General features: G+C 71.2%; 13 protein-coding genes. 5 read left to right on the top strand and 8 right to left on the bottom strand.

Going from position 1 to position 15,703, the window contains the following annotated elements:
* Nucleotides 1–242 precede the first annotated feature (242 nt).
* Complete coding sequence (locus AB0K36_RS04900) at nt 243–1,289, bottom strand: GlxA family transcriptional regulator (RefSeq protein ID WP_364588345.1); 1,047 nt, start codon at nt 1,287–1,289, stop codon at nt 243–245.
* A gap of 136 nt (nt 1,290–1,425) precedes the next feature.
* Between AB0K36_RS04900 and AB0K36_RS04895 the strand changes: the two genes are divergently transcribed.
* Nucleotides 1,426–2,256 (top strand): dienelactone hydrolase family protein, encoded by an 831-nt coding sequence (locus tag AB0K36_RS04895; protein WP_364588342.1) that lies wholly within the window; start codon nt 1,426–1,428, stop codon nt 2,254–2,256.
* Nucleotides 2,257–2,276: 20 nt separating this feature from the next.
* On the opposite strand, the gene AB0K36_RS04890 is transcribed toward AB0K36_RS04895, so the two are convergent.
* On the bottom strand, nt 2,277–2,912 hold the full coding sequence (locus AB0K36_RS04890) for a hypothetical protein (protein WP_364588340.1): 636 nt from the start codon (nt 2,910–2,912) through the stop codon (nt 2,277–2,279).
* A gap of 226 nt (nt 2,913–3,138) precedes the next feature.
* Nucleotides 3,139–4,131, bottom strand: coding sequence for an AraC-like ligand-binding domain-containing protein (locus AB0K36_RS04885; RefSeq protein ID WP_364588337.1), 993 nt, complete (start codon nt 4,129–4,131; stop codon nt 3,139–3,141).
* Between the two features lie 417 nt (nt 4,132–4,548).
* On the opposite strand from AB0K36_RS04885, the gene AB0K36_RS04880 reads away from it, so the two are divergent.
* The 3 genes from AB0K36_RS04880 (at nt 4,549) to AB0K36_RS04870 (ending at nt 9,683) form a co-directional block, all read left to right on the top strand.
* A complete protein-coding gene (locus AB0K36_RS04880; RefSeq protein WP_364588334.1) occupies nt 4,549–5,412 on the top strand; it encodes a nuclease in 864 nt (287 codons plus the stop codon).
* A 530-nt stretch (nt 5,413–5,942) separates the two neighbouring features.
* Nucleotides 5,943–7,460 (top strand): hopanoid C-3 methylase HpnR, encoded by a 1,518-nt coding sequence (hpnR, locus tag AB0K36_RS04875; RefSeq protein WP_364588331.1) that lies wholly within the window; start codon nt 5,943–5,945, stop codon nt 7,458–7,460.
* A 114-nt stretch (nt 7,461–7,574) separates the two neighbouring features.
* Nucleotides 7,575–9,683, top strand: a complete 2,109-nt coding sequence (locus AB0K36_RS04870; protein ID WP_364588329.1) for a SpoIIE family protein phosphatase — start codon at nt 7,575–7,577, stop codon at nt 9,681–9,683.
* Here the strand turns inward: AB0K36_RS04870 and AB0K36_RS04865 are convergent.
* Genes AB0K36_RS04865 through AB0K36_RS04855 form a run of 3 tightly spaced genes read right to left on the bottom strand, consistent with a single transcriptional unit; the run spans nt 9,655 to nt 12,327 of the window.
* Entirely contained in the window at nt 9,655–10,686 is a 1,032-nt protein-coding gene (locus AB0K36_RS04865) for an NAD(P)/FAD-dependent oxidoreductase (RefSeq protein WP_364588326.1), read from the bottom strand. The two genes, AB0K36_RS04870 and AB0K36_RS04865, sit on opposite strands and share 29 nt — an antisense overlap.
* Nucleotides 10,683–11,198 carry an isoprenylcysteine carboxyl methyltransferase family protein gene (locus tag AB0K36_RS04860; protein ID WP_364588323.1) on the bottom strand — a complete coding sequence of 172 codons (516 nt, stop codon included), beginning with the start codon at nt 11,196–11,198 and terminating at the stop codon, nt 10,683–10,685. The genes AB0K36_RS04865 and AB0K36_RS04860 overlap by 4 nt, the downstream gene beginning before the upstream one ends.
* A gap of 10 nt (nt 11,199–11,208) precedes the next feature.
* Nucleotides 11,209–12,327, bottom strand: coding sequence for a type III polyketide synthase (locus AB0K36_RS04855; RefSeq protein ID WP_364588321.1), 1,119 nt, complete (start codon nt 12,325–12,327; stop codon nt 11,209–11,211).
* 6 nt (nt 12,328–12,333) lie between these two features.
* Between AB0K36_RS04855 and AB0K36_RS04850 the strand changes: the two genes are divergently transcribed.
* Complete coding sequence (locus tag AB0K36_RS04850) at nt 12,334–13,233, top strand: UbiA family prenyltransferase (RefSeq protein ID WP_435877778.1); 900 nt, start codon at nt 12,334–12,336, stop codon at nt 13,231–13,233.
* A 61-nt stretch (nt 13,234–13,294) separates the two neighbouring features.
* Here AB0K36_RS04850 and AB0K36_RS04845 read toward each other — a convergent pair whose 3' ends face one another.
* Together AB0K36_RS04845 and AB0K36_RS04840 are read right to left on the bottom strand one after the other, a co-directional pair.
* Complete coding sequence (locus AB0K36_RS04845) at nt 13,295–14,365, bottom strand: aldose epimerase family protein (protein ID WP_364588315.1); 1,071 nt, start codon at nt 14,363–14,365, stop codon at nt 13,295–13,297.
* A 135-nt stretch (nt 14,366–14,500) separates the two neighbouring features.
* Nucleotides 14,501–15,640, bottom strand: a complete 1,140-nt coding sequence (locus AB0K36_RS04840; protein ID WP_364588312.1) for a LacI family DNA-binding transcriptional regulator — start codon at nt 15,638–15,640, stop codon at nt 14,501–14,503.
* Nucleotides 15,641–15,703 lie beyond the last annotated feature (63 nt).

The following is a 15,703-nucleotide window of genomic DNA, read 5'->3' as shown; positions in this document are numbered from 1 at the left end:
CCGCTGCGAAGCAACCGTCCGGATCGCCGCCATCACTGACTGGCTCTGAGCCCGTGGGTCAAACGGGCTTCGGGCCGGGTCAGTGTCCGATGGCCTCTCGGAGAAGCAGCACGGTGCCCCGCCTTGGGCGGGGTTCCGCGTTGGGCGAGGCTCCGCGTTGGGGATGAGCAGGCGGTCGACGGCGCTGGGCATCCGGTACACCGTCCGGGCGCGGGCGTTCTCCAGCGGGAGGGCGTGCTCCTCTAGGCGCCGCCGTCCGGGGCGGACGCCCGGGCCGCGCGGCGGAAGGCCGCCCGGTAGACGCTGGGGCGATGGCCGGTGTGGCGGGCGAAGAGGGCGGCGAAGGTACCGGGGTCCTCGTAGCCGACTGCCGCGGCGACTGCGGCGACGGTGCGGTCGGTGGTCTCCAGAAGATGGCGCGCGCGGCGGACCCGGGAGGCCTGCAGATGGGCCAGCGGGCTGCGTCCGGTCTCTTCGGCGAAGCGGCGAAGCAGCGTGCGGGTGCTGACTCCGAAGGCGTCCGCGAGCGCGGCGAGGTCGTACCGCTCGGTGAGGTTCTGGTCGAGCCGCCGCATGACCTGCTGGGAGAACTCCCGGCCGGGCTGCGGGAGGAGCCGCGGGTCGACGTACGGGGTCTGGGAGGTCCTCGCGTCGTCGACGAGCGCCAACCGCGCGGTGGCGCGGGCCACCCTGGCGCCGTGGTGCCGGCGGATCAGGTCCAGCGCGAAGTCGTACATGGCGCTGAAGGCGGCCGTGGTCGTCACCCCCGTGTCGGTGACGACCAGGCGCTCGGGCCGCACGTCCACGTCCGGGTAGCGCGTGGCCAGTTCGCCGGCGTGCAGCCAGGAGGTAGTGGCCCGGCGCCGGTCGAGGAGCCCGGCCTCGGCGAGCAGGAACGCGCCGACGCACAGGGAGACGACGGCGGTGCCGGCGGCGGCCTGCGCGCGGATCGCGGCGATCTCGGGGGCGAGCCGGGCGAGCCGCGCGTCGAGGTCCGTGTCGGGGCGCAGTTCGAAGCCGGGGACCACCAGGACGTCGACCTCGCGCAAGGGACGTACGTCCAGGCTCGCGCCACCCGAGGCGGTGACCCGGCGGCGGGGCGAGACGACCGACACCTGGTAGCCGGGTGCGTCCGGTCCGGCGACATGCCCGGCCATCGTCAACAGGTCAGGGACGCCGAACACTTCGGACGCGAAGCAGTCCGGGTACGCCAGGACCCCGACCCGTAGTGCACCCGACCCGGCGCCCGTGCCCGCACTGTCCTGCGCCTGCCGCGTCGCCTCCGTCATCGCTCCCCACCCCCTGGTGTCCCGGGCCCGGGCCGGCCGCGTACCGCTCGCCTCCCTCGCGTGTGGCGAGATTACCCCTGGCCTTGGCGATCCCGCCCCTCACCCGGCGGCCGGCCCCGGGAGCAGGCTGGCCTCCATGAGCGACGACGATCCGATCACTGACTTCACCCGCCGGAGCGTGGCCGTCGAGGGGGTGGAGAAGACGGTGTACGTGGCCGGGACCGGGCCCGCGGTCGTGGTGCTGCCCGAGATGCCGGGCATCAGTCCCGACGTACTGCGGCTCGCGCGCTGGGTGCGGGACGCGGGCTTCACCGTCCACGTGCCCTCCCTGTTCGGGACGGACGGCGCCTTTCCCACGGTCGAGGGCGGCCGGGAGGTCGTCCGCCGCGCCTGTGTCAGCGCCGAGTTCCGCGCGTTCGCCGGGGGCGGCACCAGCCCGGTGACAGCCTGGCTGCGCGGCCTGGCGCGCCAGGCCCACACCACGTGCGGCGGGCCCGGCGTGGGCGCGATCGGACTGTGCTTCACCGGTAACTTCGCCCTCACCATGGCCCTGGAGCCGGCGGTGATCGCCCCGGTGGTCAACCACCCGTCGCTGCCGCTCGACGACCCCGGCGGACTCGAACTCGACGAGGCGGACGCGCAGGCGGTGCGCGACCGGCTCGACCGCGACGGACTCACCGTCCTCGCCTACCGCTTCGAGGGCGACCGCTGGTGCACGGGACAGCGCTTCGCCGCCTACCGGTCGCTGCTCGGCGACGCCTTCGACGGGCGCGTCCTGCCCGACAACGCCGCCAACCCGTCCCCGCCGCCCTTCTTCGCCGATCTGGTCGGCACCCCGCACAGCGTCGTCACCGCGCATCTCGTCGACGAGGCCGGCCATCCGACGGTACGGGCCCGCGACGAGATTCTCGCCTTCCTCACCAACCGCCTGCACCCGCACGGGACCCGACCGCTGCCCGCCAACTGACCGGGCCCCGTCGGGGGCTGTCACAGGACCCAGTTGCTGAACGCTTCCTGGGTCACCGTACGGATCAGTTCTTCCTCCACCGGGTGGAGCCCCGCTCCGGATGCCGGCGAAGCACCGTACGGCGCACCCTTGGCACGCCATGCCTTACGAGCGCCCGGCGTTGCCACCAGGCATTCGAACCGCAGGTCGCCGGCGATCCACAGGACACCGCGACCGTCGGCCGTGTTGCGCCACACGTCCTCAGGAATGGTCGACCGCAGTTCCCGCGCGACTCTGCCGTCCGGGGCCAACAGCAGCACGACCCCTTCGCCGGTCCGGAGCCGCTCGAGCTGGCACGGCCACGCCTGGAACGGATGAGCCCGGGAGATTCTCACCAGCTGCTGTGCCTGGGGCAGGACCATGAACAAGCCTGGGAGCAGGAAGAAGAGCCCCATAAGGGCCGAAAAGACAGACACCATGATCACCCACTCCGCCACACCGGTCCCGGCGGGGATCCACCACTGCCACATGAGGACTGTGGCCACGGCGCACAGCAGGCACCCCACCATGACGATGGTGCGTGCGGTCCGCCGTTCACTGAGCAGCCGCTCCGCAAGGCCGGGAAAGCTCGACGCCGGTACGCGTGACACCTGATAGCCGTACTCGTCCGCCAGCATCGTCCCCCCATGTCCTGGTCCGTTGACCCCTGTCCGGGTAAGTGCCGGACGTCGTCCGGACGTACGGACTCCGCCCCGGATCCCGCCGGGCCCTTCCGCCCGGCTTCACGGGCAGGGTCCTCTCCCACAGGCCGTGCGGGCCGGCACGCCGCCCCGGACTGGGCCGGGATTCGCGGGTGGCACGTCCTGCTATGAGGATGCCGCGTCCGGCGTGGCCGGCCCTTGGCTATCTCTGCACAGTTGTTGTTCTTTCTTGCACGACGTGGCGGCGATAGTCGGTGGGTGTCATGCCGCAGGCTCTGCGGAAGATCCGGCTGAAGTGAGCCGGATCGGAAAAGCCCCAACGCGCGGCGACGGCCTGGATGGTGCAGGAGAGAAGGCGTGGATCGGCGAGGTCACGGCGGCAGCACTCCAGGCGGCGCTCACGGATCCACGCGGCGACGGTGAGGCCCTGCTCACGAAAGAGCGTGTACAGATGACGGGTGGAAATGCCGTGGGCGGCGGCGATGGTCTCGGGGGTGAGATCCGGGTCGGCCAGCCGTTGTCGGACGAAGTCGTGGATGCGTGCCTGAAGGACAGACCGACGGGCCTCGGGGCTCATCGCATCCTCAGCCTCCTGGTAGCGAGCGACTACGGACGCCAGGAGGTCCACGGTGACCGACGTGAGCGTGGGGACATCGGCCGGGGTGAACTCGTGGGCGCGGGTGTTGAGGTCGGTCACCCAGCGGGCGAACACCCCGCCCATGCCGTGTCGTCCGCTGATCGGGACACCGAGCAGGCTCCGCACCGTCTTCTCCGGCAACGGCAGCAGCCCGCGGGGACACTGCACGGTCACATGCGACCAACCGCCCGGAACCGCATGCACGTCCCCCTGATAGGGACGGCTGCTGTCCATCACTACCAGGTCGCCGACGCTCAGCGCCGTGTCACCCCCGTCCAGGGAGACAGCGCCCTTCCCGGCGAGAAAGTAGTTGATCTGGTACACCTCGGGGTCCGACTGCCGGATCAGCTTCGCCGTCCGCGCTATCTCCAGATGCGGGTAGGCCACCGCGGACACCTGCACCTCACCCAGGTTCAGAACGCGCAGCTCGGCCCGGAAGTCGTCGCGGTCGTTGCTGCGCAGCCGATTGCGCATGTGCGACCGGTTCGTCGCTTCCTCCCACACGGCGAACCGCTCCGGCGCTTCCACGACGTCGGTGCTGAACTCGGCAACCAGCATTCCCAGCCCCCCGTAGCCGGTTTTCCCTGTGGCAGCGAACCTGGCACGGGCAGGTGCAGGAGTCCAGCGGCACTTCAGCCACATGCGGCCCGACGGGCGACCTCTCGCAGGCGTCGCAGTTCCCCGCAGACCGTGCCGGTGCCGGTGCCGGTGCCGGTGCCGGCACCGTCACCGTCCCCAGGCGTCGCGCCAGTTGTTGAATCAGGAACCGGGGGCCGAGCCGTCCCCTCAGTTCGGGTCCAGGGCCGATGACGGCAGGATGACGCCGGGCTGACAGCAGGTCCGTAGCCTGCAAGTGAGGCGGCTGCTGCATCGACCGTCCTTCCGTACTCGGTGGGCAGCCGGGCACCGGCCCGGCACCGGCACCGACGTGGAGGCCACGCAGCCACGCGCCGTCGAATCCGCGGAGGTGTCGCCATGCCCATGTTGCTCATCAAGGGCTTCTACGACGTCAAAGGCTCGCAACCCGACGGGGACACGGTCCATTTCACGGCCGACGACCCCTCGGAGTGGAGCCTGGTCGGCGGTGGGCTGGGCCGCGCCGTCGAGCACAGCGTGGTGGGGCGCGCGAAGCTGCGGCTCGACGCGGTGGACGCGCTCGAGACGCACTACGGCGCGAACCGTGTCCACCAGCCGCTGCAGTTCGCCCACGCCGCACGCGACGAGCTGTTGGGGTGGCTCGGTTTCACCGATGTCCAGCGCCGCCCGGACGAGACCGTGACCGCCACCACCCCGGACACGGTCCCCGGGTTCGTACTCACCCGCGGTTCCGATGTCCACGGCCGCTGCATCGCCCTGGCAGGGCGCGGCGCACCTCCGGGGACCAGTGGCCTGGAGATCGACGTCGACACCGCTGTGCTCAGGACGACGGTCAACCACCATCTGGTCACGACGGGCCTGGTGTACCCGACGTTCTACCGCAGCCTGTTCACCAGCCTGCGGGCCGAGATGGCCGGTGCGGTCAAGGAGGCCCGGGACGCGGGACGGGGCCTGTGGCCGAGTGATGTCACCACGACCGGGGCGAAGATCACCGGTCTGGCGTCGCTCACGGACGATGTCGTGCTTCTCCCCAAGCTGTTCCGCAGGCTGGTGGACTACCTCCAGCTCGGGACCATGCCTCTGGCGTGCTTCCCGGCCTTTCTGGCCGGCGTCGGGGACCGCTTCTCCGTCCTGTCCACGGGCGAGCGGTGCAGGGGCCTGCACCGTGTCGTCGAGGCCACGAACGGCCAGACCGTGAAGATGACGCATCCGCCCGAGGACCTGCTCTTCGAGGATGCCTGACACGTCCGTCCTCGGCGGAGCCGGCGCCGTCTTCCTGGCCCCCACGGCGCTTGTGTGGGCAGCGGGCTCGTTTCCGGGGTCGGCACCGGTGTGAAGGAAGTCCTCGTCCGCGTCCCGCTCAGGGCGCCTCTGTAAGCCGTCGCCATGGCCTGGGCTGTCGCCTGTCGCCTGTCGGCTTCCGGCTTCCGGCTGTCGGCTGTCGGCTGTCGGCTGTCCAGAGGCTTCGGCCACAGCCCAGGGGCAGGACCTGACGGCCGCCGGGCCCCACGCGCGGACTGCTGTGACGTGGACGCCGCCGGCCGCGCTCCTCCCCGGTGTGCCGCCATGGGTGTGCCGCCATGCGAGTCGGAAACGAGACACGAAAGGCGCTCTGCCGCGTCAGGTCCCGCGACTCGGATGTGACGAGGTGTTTGCTTGCCGACATCTCATGCCACCGTCTCGCACTCCGCGGCGCGGCCACGGGGGTGACCGAAAGGCCCGGAGTGTTCGCGCAAGGGTGTGGGTTCCTCTTCTACGAGCTGGAGGCCGGCATGCGGTTGCTGTTGATTCATCCGAGCGCGCTCATGTATTCGGAGATCTTCCTGCGCCTGGAGCCGCTGGGTCTCGAGCGTGTTGCGGGTGCCGCACGGGAATCGGGTCATGAGGTGCGGGTGATCGACCTGCAGACCGAATCGCATACGGCGTTGAAGCGTCTGATGGAATCCTTCCGGCCGGAGGCCATCGGCGTTTCACTCAATTATCTGGCGAACATTCCCGAGGCGATCGAGATCGCCCAGGCCGCCAAGCGCAGGCTGCCCGGCGTGTTCGTCTTTTTCGGCGGGCACAGCGTGTCCTTCGTCGCCGACGACGTCCTGGAGCAGGCCGACGGCGCCGTGGACGCGGTGGCCCGTGGCGAGGGGGAGGCGGCGATCGGGCCGCTTCTCGACGCCGCCCGCGACGGCGGCCTGTCCTCCGTGCCCGGGGCGGTCACCCTGGAGGGCCGGGGCCCGGCGCCCACCATGCTGCACAGCATCGATTCGCCTCGCCCGGCCCGCGATCTCCTGCGGCACCGCCGCCGCTACTTCATCGGCGAGCTCGACCCCTGCGCCTCGATCGAATTCACCCGCGGCTGCCCTTGGGACTGCTCGTTCTGCTCCGCCTGGACCTTCTACGGCCGCAGTTACCGCAAGGCTTCCCCGCAGGTCGCGGCGGAGGAAATGGCGAGCATCCGGGAGCGGAACGTCTTCATCGTCGACGACGTCGCATTCATCCGTCCCGAACACGGCGACGGGATCGCCGCGGAGCTGGAACGCCGCCGTATCCGGAAGAGCTATTACCTCGAGACCCGTGCCGATGTCCTGCTGCGCAACAGGGAGATCTTCGAGCGCTGGTCGCGGCTCGGCCTGAAATACATGTTCCTCGGTATGGAGGCGATCGACGCCGAAGGGCTCGATCTCTACCGGAAGCGCATCAGCCCTGATGAGAACTTCCACGCCCTCGAGACGGCGCGGAAGCTCGGTATCACCGTCGCCATCAATCTGATCGTCGACCCCGCCTGGGACCGGGAAAGGTTCAGGATCGTCCGGGAATTCGCTCTTTCGGTGCCGGAGATCGTCCACCTCACCGTGATGACTCCGTATCCGGGGACGGAGATCTGGCACACCGAGGCTCGGAAGCTGACGACCCGCGACTACCGGCTCTTCGACATCCAGCACGCGGTCGTGCCGACGACGCTGCCCCTGGACGAGTTCTACCGCGAGCTGGTGCGCACGCAGTCGGTGATCAACCGCAAGCACCTCGGCCTGCGGACCGCGTTCGGCGCGGCCCGCGTCCTGGCGGCCAACCTGGCCCGCGGCCAGACGAACTTCGCCCGGATGCTGTGGCGCTTCAACCGGGTCTACAACCCGGCGAGGCAGATGGCGGACCACGGCCGCCCGGTGCGCTTCGAGCTGCCGCTGCCCCGGCACCTCGAGGTGGAGGACCGCCGGCAGCTGTACATCCACACGAAGCCGGCACCGAAGGGCCGCGACGACGCCGCGGCGCGGAACCCCGAAACCCTGCCCGAATAGGGGTGCGGATCCGGCGGGAATCGTGTCGGGGCCGGCGGCCGGACCGGGCCCGGCCACGGAGTCTCGGCTAGGGTGATTTGGTATTAAATGATCCATTTGTAGTGAGGTCTCATATTGGACGCTCACCGGCCGGCGGGCCAGGTGCCGCCCGTAGGCGCTGTCGGATACGCGGGCGTACTCCGCGAGCTGCTGCCGATCGCGCTCTGGAGAGAGGATGCGGACGGACGCGTCGTGGAGTGGTCCCTGGCCGCCCAGGACCTGCTCGGGCACCGGCCCGAGGACATTCTCGACCGACCCGCGTCCGCCTTGCTGGTCCCGGAGGGCAACGCGCCACTGGCCGATCAGCTCACGCGGCGCGTCCACGCCGGGGAGACCGTGGTCGGGACCCTTTCCGTGCGCCACCGCGACGGCCACCGGGTGACCATGGAGATGTGGATCGTCCCGGCCGCCGACGCGCAGGGACGGGCGGGAGCCCTCCTGATCGCCGTGGAGACCTCGCAAGTGCTGCGTATGCGGGAATCGCTGGCGGCACTGGAAAGTCTCTTCACCCAGTCGCCCATCGGCCTGGCCACCCTCGGCACCGATCTGCGTTTCCTGCGGGTCAACGACGCCCTGGCCCGGATGAACGGTGTCCCCGCCGCCGAGCATCTGGGCAAACGGCTGACGGAAGTGGTGCCCGGCGTCAATGCCGCGGCGCTCGAATCGACCATGCGCGAAGTACTGGACCGGGGCACCGCGGTCGTCGACATCCGCCGTACGGGCCGGACCGCCGCCGACCCGGACCGGGAGCGGACCTGGTCCTGCTCGTACGCTCCGCTGGTCGACGGCTCCGGCCGGACACTGGGAGTGATCGCCTCCCTCATCGACATCACCGAGGGGCAGCAGGCCGAGATCGAGGCCGAGCGCGCGCGGCGCCGCTTCGCCCTGCTCGCGGAGGCAGGTACCCGTATCGGCACCACCCTGGACCTGCGGCAGACCGCCGAGGAGGTGGTGCAGGTGCTGGTGCCCCAGCTCGCCGACTCGGCCGACGTACAGCTCCTCGAAGAGCTCATCGACCCGGACGAGTCCGCGGCGTCCACGCAGGGTGTGGTCCGCCGCATGGCCGCCGTCTTTCCCGAGCCGTCCGCCCCCACGGCGAAACTGCTGCCCGGCATGACGTCCCGGATCCCGCAGGGATCCCTGTACGAACGCGTCATCGCGGACGGGCGTCCGACGGACCTGTACCGCTCCGACGTGCCTGCGTTGATCACCGATCCCCGGGCCGACGACCTGCGTGCGTACCTCAAGACCCTCGGCTCGGCGCGGCTGATCCCCCTGGTCGCGCGGGGCAAGGTGCTCGGAGCCGTCGTGGTGACGCGGCTCAGCACCCACGAGCCCTTCGACGAGCAGGACTGCGTGCTCATCGACGAGCTCGTCGCCCGAGCGGCACTGAACATCGACAACGCGCTCATGTACACCCGCCAGCGCGCTGCGGCCCTCACTCTGCAGCGCAGCCTGACGAACAGTGAACTTCCCACGGTCAGCGGCCTCGAACTCACCGGCCGCTACCTGCCCGCCAGCGAACACGATGTCGGCGGCGACTGGTTCGACGTCATCACGCTGCCCCAGGGCAGAACCGGACTCGTCATCGGGGACGTCATGGGCCACGGCATCCATGCCGCCGCCGTCATGGGGCAACTGCGCACAGCGGTGCGGACGCTCGCCCGGAGCGACATCCCACCCGCACAGGTGCTCCGCTCGCTCGACGCCGTGGTGGCCGACATGGGACAGGACGAAATGGCGACCTGCGTCTACGCCGTCCACGATCCCGTGTCCGGCGGATGCCTGATCGCCAGAGCCGGCCACCCTCCGCCGGCCGTCGCCTCGCCCGGCGGCGCGATCACCTACCTGGACGGCCCACCGGGCACTCCACTGGGAACGGGGGGACAGGACTTCCGGGCGGAACAGGTCCGGCTGCCTCCCGGCAGCCTGCTGGTGCTGTACACCGACGGCCTCATCGAGGCCCGCGGCCGGGACCTCGATCAGGGCCTCGGCCAGCTCGCCCACGCCCTGCGGGACCATGATCAGCAGCCGCTGGAGGAGCTGTGTGACGGCGTCCTGCGGCAACTTCTGCCCGTACGCCCGCAGGACGACGTGGCGGTGCTCATGGCGCGGCCGCAGCACCCGCAGGGCGGCGGTGGGGCGGGACACCCGGTCACGCGAGAGCGTTCACCGCGGCGGTGAACACGCGGGGCAGTCTCCGGGCCGTGGGAACGATCAGCCGGGCCAGCAGGGGCTGCTGCCGGGCCCGTACGAGGCAGTCGGTCAGAAGCCGGTGTCGCCGGGTGGCGGCCTTCCAGGCGGACTCATAGGCGGCGGGCGTCCCGCGTCGCAGATGGTCGACCAGCACTTCGGCGCCCGTGAGGGCCAGCGAGAGGCCTTCTCCGGTGATCGCGTCGATGTATCCGGCGGCGTCGCCCACCAGCAGCACGCGCCCGTGGACGCGAGCGCCGGCCGTCTGCCGCAGCGGGCCCGCGCCTCGCACGTCCGTCACGGCCGCCCCGGCGTGGAGCCGGGCGGCCAGTTCGGGGAAGCCGGCCAGCTGGGTGCCGAACGGCGAGCGCCGAGAGGTCAGGAGGGCGACGCCCACGAGCCGGGGACCGAGCGGTGTCACATAGGCCTCCCCGTGCCGGCCCCAGTGGACCTCGACGTACGGGGACCGCGACGGCACCGCGTAGTGCCGGCGCAGTCCGTACCGGGGGGTGCCACGGCTGGTGGTCAGGAGTCCGAGCGACCGCCTCACCGGCGAGTGGAGTCCGTCCGCCGCGACCAGCCATCTGGCACGGAGGCCGGTGCCGCACTCGGTGACACCCGTGGCGTCCTGGTACACGTCTTTGACCCGGAGGGGCAGCACGGGCACTCCCTCGTCGACGACCGCCGTATGGAGGGCCAGATGGAGGCTGGTGCGGCGCACGCCGAGGCCGTGCCCCTGCCGGAACGCGGCCTCGACCCCGCGCGTGCCCTGCACGTAACGGATGCCGGCGATCGGCTGGCCGGGGACCTTCAGACCCAGCGCCTGCAGCGCCCGTACCGCCCCGGGCATGAGTCCCTCGCCGCACGCCTTGTCGATCGGCGCTCCGCGGGGCTCTGCCACGACGACGTCGAAGCCCGCCCGGGCGGCGTGCAGCGCGGTCGCCAGGCCGGCGGGCCCGCCTCCGACGACCAGGAGGTCGTGGATCGGCTTCATGCCGTCACGGCCTGGGCAAGAGCCGTGTTCTCGCAGCGGACCCGGACGCCCATGAGGACCGCGTTGGCCGCGCTGAGCACGACGGCCGTCACCCAGGCGGAGTGCACCAGTGGCAGGGCGACGATCTCCGCGACGACAGCGACGTAGTTGGGGTGGCGGGCGAAACGGTAGGGCCCTGCCCGGACGAGGCGCGCCCCGGGAACCACGATGACGCGGGTGTTCCAGTAGGGGCCGAGTGTCCTGATGCACCACCAGCGCAATGCCTGGGCCAGCACGACGACGGCCAGCATGGACCAGCCGAGGGCGGGGACGAACGGCCGGTCGCCGACGGCCGGCTCGATCAGGCAGCCTGCGAGCAGAGCCGTGTGAAGGGCCACCATGACGGGGTAGTGACCGCGGCCGTGCTCGACGCCGGCACGGGCGAGGGTCCAGGCGGCGTTGCGCCTGGCCACGACGAGTTCGACGACGCGTTCCGCCGCGACGGCGAGAACGAGCACGGTGTACCAGAGCATCAGCGTTTCCTCACCAGCGCAGGAGGACGAACTCGGTGCAGAACCCGGGGCCCATGGCGAGCAGTACGCCCCAGGTCCCCGGCTCGGGGCGCCCGGCCCTGCCGATGTCTTCGAGCAGCCTCAGTACGGAGGCGGAGGACATGTTCCCCACGCTCGCCAGTGACCGCCAGGCGGACTCCAGGGCGCCATCGGGCAGGTCGAGTGTGTCGGCGACCGCGGAAAGCACCTTCGGGCCGCCGGGGTGGCAGATCCACGTGCCGACGTCGTCGGGGCCGAGGCCGTGGGCGGCGAGAAAGGCCCGCAGGTCCGGACCGAGGCGGGCCCGGACGATGTCAGGGATGCCGGCGTCGACGACGACGCGGAAGCCACTGGCGCCGATCTTCCAGCCCAGCAGGTGTTCGGTGTCCGGATACAGCCGGCCCCGGGTGGCCACGACCCGCGGCCGGCCGGCGTCCGGCCCCGCCGCCCGGCCGCCGCGTGCGACGACGGCGGCCGCGCCGTCTCCGAAGAGTGCCCCCGCCACGAGGTTGGCGAGCGATCCGTCGCGCTGCTGCAGGGTCAGCGAACAGAGTTCGACGCTGAGAAGGACGGCGGTGTCCTCCGGATGGCCGCACAGGTAGTCGTGGATCCGGCCGAGACCCGCCGCGCCGGCGACGCAGCCCAGGCCGAACACGGGGATCCTTTTCACGTCGGGCCGCATTCCCACACGTACGGCGAGGCGGGCGTCGAGCGAGGGAGCGGCGACCCCTGTGATGGACGTGCAGACCAGGAGGTCCACGTCCGCCGCTGTGATCCCGGCGCTTTCGAAGGCGCCCACCAGGGCTTCCTCGCCGAGCGCGAGACCCGCCTCGATCCATGCGGTGTTGGACTGCCCGAAGTCGCTCAGCCCCTGGTACCGCTCGATGGGCAGGGCGAGGTGACGGGTACGCACCCCCGCAGAACGGTGCAACCGGCGCAGCAGGCCCCGGTCCTCGCCCGGCCGCAGGCACAGATCGCCGATCAGCTCGGTCAGGTCGCTCTGGGCGTACCGGTGCGACGGCAGAGCGGTCCGTACGGCGGCGACGGTGGTGGTCCGGTTCGACGCGACGGAGTGGGCGGGGGTCATTTCATCGAGCGCGGGGACACGCATACCGGGATGTCTCCTCACGGTCGATCCGGTCATTACCTTGCACCCGTGTCTCTATACCCCTCCGCGACTTCCCTTCGGGCGACACACCGGCTACTGGTGCTGCTGCGTGCGTGCCACCCGGAGGCGACGGTCGCCGTGACGGTGTTCGTCACCGCACTGGCCCTGTCGGCCGGCCGCGGGCCGGCCGGCTCACTGGGCGTCGCCGCCGCGGTGCTGGCCGGACAGCTTTCCGTGGGGTGGTGCAACGACGCGGTCGACGCGCGTCGGGACACCGCCGTCGGCCGCCGGGACAAACCGGTGGCCGCGGGCGTGTTGGCTCAGCACGTGGTGACGAGGGCAGCCGCGGCGGCGCTCGTTCTCTGCGTCCCGCTGTCCCTGCTGAGCGGGGTGACGGCGGCGGCGGTGCACCTGGCGGGAGTGCTGGCCGGGGGCTGGGCCTACAACCTCCTGCTGAAAAGCACCGTGTTCTCCCCTCTCCCCTACGCCCTCGGGTTCGCCTCACTGCCCGCGTTCGTCACGCTCGGCCTGCCGTCCCAGCCGTGGCCCGCCTGGTGGGCGACGGTCGGGAGTGCCGTGCTGGGCGTCGGGGCACATCTCGTCAACGTCCTTCCGGACATCGACGACGATCTGGCGACCGGTGTCCGGGGACTGCCGCAACGGCTGGGCGCCACCGCGTGCCGGTGGCTCGCCCCCGCCGTGATGCTGGCGGCTCTCGGCGTGCTCACCGCCGGGCCTCCGGGCACGGCCGGAGTGATCGGATGGGCGGTAGCGGCCACGGCCGGGTGTGCGGCGGTGGCTGCCACGGCCATGCGGCACGGCAACAGGAAGGGGCCTTTCCGGGCCGCGATCGCTGTGGCCGCGCTGGCCGTGGGACAACTGCTGCTGCGGGGCGCGGATCTCACCTGACAGCTCGCGGCCGGGTACCGGGCCGCGTAGACGCGGGCAGTGCTGCGGAAGTGACGGGGGATCACGTCGACAGGTGCGGGAAGCGGAACTCGGTGCGGCTGGTCAGGGTCGCGCCGGGGCGCAGGACGGTGCTGGGGTAGTCGGGGCGGTTGGGCGTGTCGGGGAAGTGCTGGGTCTCCAGGCACACGGCACTGTGGCGGCCGAGGCTTCGTCCGTGGCCGTCCATGAGCGAGCCGTTGAGCTGGTTGGCGGTGTAGACCTGCAGTCCCGGTTCCGTCGTCCACACCTCCATGACCCGTTCCGCGGACGGGGCGGTGAGCCGGGCGGCGCGCCGCAGTGTGCCGGCGGGGGCGGCCGACAGGACCCAGCAGTGGTCGAAGCCCCCGGCCCGTTCCGTCTGGGCGTCCGGTGCGGACAGCCGGTCGCCCAGAAGCGCGGGCGTCGTCAGGTCGAAGGGTGTGCCCGGAACGTCGAGTGGCCGGCCCGTCGGGATGCCGTCCTCGCGGACCGGCAGGTACGCGGGGGCGTCGACCTGAAGGGTGTGGGCCAGGATGTCGCCGGTTCCGGCGAGGTTGAAGTACGCGTGGTTGCAGAGGTTGACGACCGTGGGGCGGTCCGTCTCCGCCGTGAAGGACAGGGAGAGGGTGCCGGAGGAGTCGAGCGCGTAGGTGACGGTGACATCGAGCGCGCCGGGAAAACCCATCTCGCCGTCCGGGCTGTGCAACGACAGCCGTACCGCCGCTCTGTCGTCCTCGACCAGCGGGGTGGCGTGCCAGACCTTCGTGTCGAAACCTTCCGGGCCGCCGTGCAGGGCGTGCCCGCGGTCGTTGACGGGGACGTGATGGGTCGCCCCGTCGAGGGTGAAGCGGCCATGGGCGATGCGATTGGCGTACCGGCCGATGAGGGCGCCGAAGTAGGGGCTCTTCTCCGCGTACTGGTCGGCGGAGGGCAGGGAGAGCACCACGGAGGCGGTGTCGCCCGCGGTGTCGGGCACGCCGAGTGCGTGCAGGATGCCGCCGTAGGTGAGGATCTCGGCGTACACGCCGGTGCCGGATTCCAGCCGCCACAGGCCGACGTCCTCTCCGCTCGGCGTGCATCCGAACGGCCTGTGATGCGCGGTGGGTCGGGGCATGATGAGTCCTCGTAGCGAGTGGTGTCCCCAAAGAACACGGTTGGCCGGTGGGGGTCGGATCCCGGTGGTCGCCGGGATCGTGCCGGAGCGTCGCCGGTCGGATGCCGGGTCGCCGTCAGGCGGATTCCGGTCCCTCTACGTCGCCGGTGCGGGACCGGCCTCCGGAGCAGGGACGGAACGCGTCTCCCGGACCGGTGCGGAACCAGCCTCCGGAGCCGGTGCGGAACCTGCCCCCTGGGCGGGCACGCGGGCGGCCTGCCGCCCCTCCGCGGGGCCGGTCGACTCCCGGACCACGAGCCGGTAGCCGGGTCTCGCCCTGCGGGGCTCGGCCATCACGTGACCGGAGAGCCGTTCGACGAGGCTGTCCACGGCCAGCCGGGCGATGGCCTGCTTGTCGGGAGAGATGGTGGTGAGTGTGACGCTGCCGTAGCGGCTCTCCTCGATGTCGTCGAAGCCCACCACGGCGACGTCGTCCGGGACGGTGAGTCCGCGTTCCGTGAGCGTACGCATCGCTCCCATGGCGATCAGGTCGTTGTAGGCGAACACGGCGTCGGGCCGCCGGCCCCGGTCGAGCAGGGCGGCCATGGCGGCGGCGCCGTCGGCGCGCCCGTAGCCGTCGGTGGCGACGACGAGTGTCTCGTCCGGTTCCCGGCCTGCGGCGGCGAGTTCCTCGCGCCAGCCCCGCAGTCGCAGGTGGGCGGGCCGGCGCTCGCGGTCGGTGCGTGAGCCGAGGAAGGCGATGCGTTCGCGGCCCAGATCGAGCAGGTGCCGTACGGCGGTGCGGGCGGCGGCCACGTTGTCGATGGCGATCTGGTCGTACGGGGCCTCGTACTCCCGCTCCCCCAGCAGCACCAGGGGTGAGGTCTCCTGACGGCCGATCAGGTCCTCGGTCTCCAGATGGATGGGGCTGAGGATCAGTCCGTCGATGACGTGCGACCGGAACTCCTGGCTGACCAGGAGCTCCCGCTCGCGCAGGCCGGCGGTGTGATCGACGAGCACCGTGTAGTCGTGGCGGGCGGCGGCGTCGATGACGGCGCCGGCCAGTTCCGCGAAGTAGGGGTTGCCGAGTTCGGGAACGGCGAAGGCGATGATGCCGGTGCGTCCCTTGCGCAGATGGCGTGCGGTGAGGTTGGGACGGTAACCGAGTTCGTCGATGGCCTGCTGCACCTTGGCGCGCATGTGCGGTGTGACATGGGGATAGTTGTTCACCACGTTCGACACGGTCTTGATCGACACGCCTGCCCGCTGCGCGACGTCCTTGAGGCTGACGCCCACGGCACTCCTTGTGTTCGACTTGAGCCGACCGGAAGGCGGCCGGGTTGTCCAGCTCCGGGGGTG

The sequence above is a fragment of the Streptomyces kurssanovii genome (genome assembly GCF_040677245.1).
Classification (GTDB): domain Bacteria; phylum Actinomycetota; class Actinomycetes; order Streptomycetales; family Streptomycetaceae; genus Streptomyces; species Streptomyces kurssanovii.
Note: the sequence above shows the minus strand (reverse complement) of the source record. Positions and strands in the feature narration are given on the sequence as shown.

What these genes read in the sequence shown, in the direction of transcription:
- AB0K36_RS04860 (WP_364588323.1), bottom strand. Translation starts at nt 11,198, where the DNA reads ATGCTCTGGTACACCGTGCTCGTTCTCGCCGTCGCGGCGGAACGCGTC.
- AB0K36_RS04890 (WP_364588340.1), bottom strand. Translation starts at nt 2,912, where the DNA reads ATGCTGGCGGACGAGTACGGCTATCAGGTGTCACGCGTACCGGCGTCG.
- AB0K36_RS04880 (WP_364588334.1), top strand. Translation starts at nt 4,549, where the DNA reads ATGCCCATGTTGCTCATCAAGGGCTTCTACGACGTCAAAGGCTCGCAA.
- AB0K36_RS04865 (WP_364588326.1), bottom strand. Translation starts at nt 10,686, where the DNA reads ATGAAGCCGATCCACGACCTCCTGGTCGTCGGAGGCGGGCCCGCCGGC.
- AB0K36_RS04845 (WP_364588315.1), bottom strand. Translation starts at nt 14,365, where the DNA reads ATGCCCCGACCCACCGCGCATCACAGGCCGTTCGGATGCACGCCGAGC.
- hpnR (WP_364588331.1), top strand. Translation starts at nt 5,943, where the DNA reads ATGCGGTTGCTGTTGATTCATCCGAGCGCGCTCATGTATTCGGAGATC.
- AB0K36_RS04895 (WP_364588342.1), top strand. Translation starts at nt 1,426, where the DNA reads ATGAGCGACGACGATCCGATCACTGACTTCACCCGCCGGAGCGTGGCC.
- AB0K36_RS04900 (WP_364588345.1), bottom strand. Translation starts at nt 1,289, where the DNA reads ATGACGGAGGCGACGCGGCAGGCGCAGGACAGTGCGGGCACGGGCGCC.
- AB0K36_RS04855 (WP_364588321.1), bottom strand. Translation starts at nt 12,327, where the DNA reads ATGCGTGTCCCCGCGCTCGATGAAATGACCCCCGCCCACTCCGTCGCG.
- AB0K36_RS04850 (WP_435877778.1), top strand. Translation starts at nt 12,334, where the DNA reads ATGTCTCCTCACGGTCGATCCGGTCATTACCTTGCACCCGTGTCTCTA.
- AB0K36_RS04885 (WP_364588337.1), bottom strand. Translation starts at nt 4,131, where the DNA reads ATGCTGGTTGCCGAGTTCAGCACCGACGTCGTGGAAGCGCCGGAGCGG.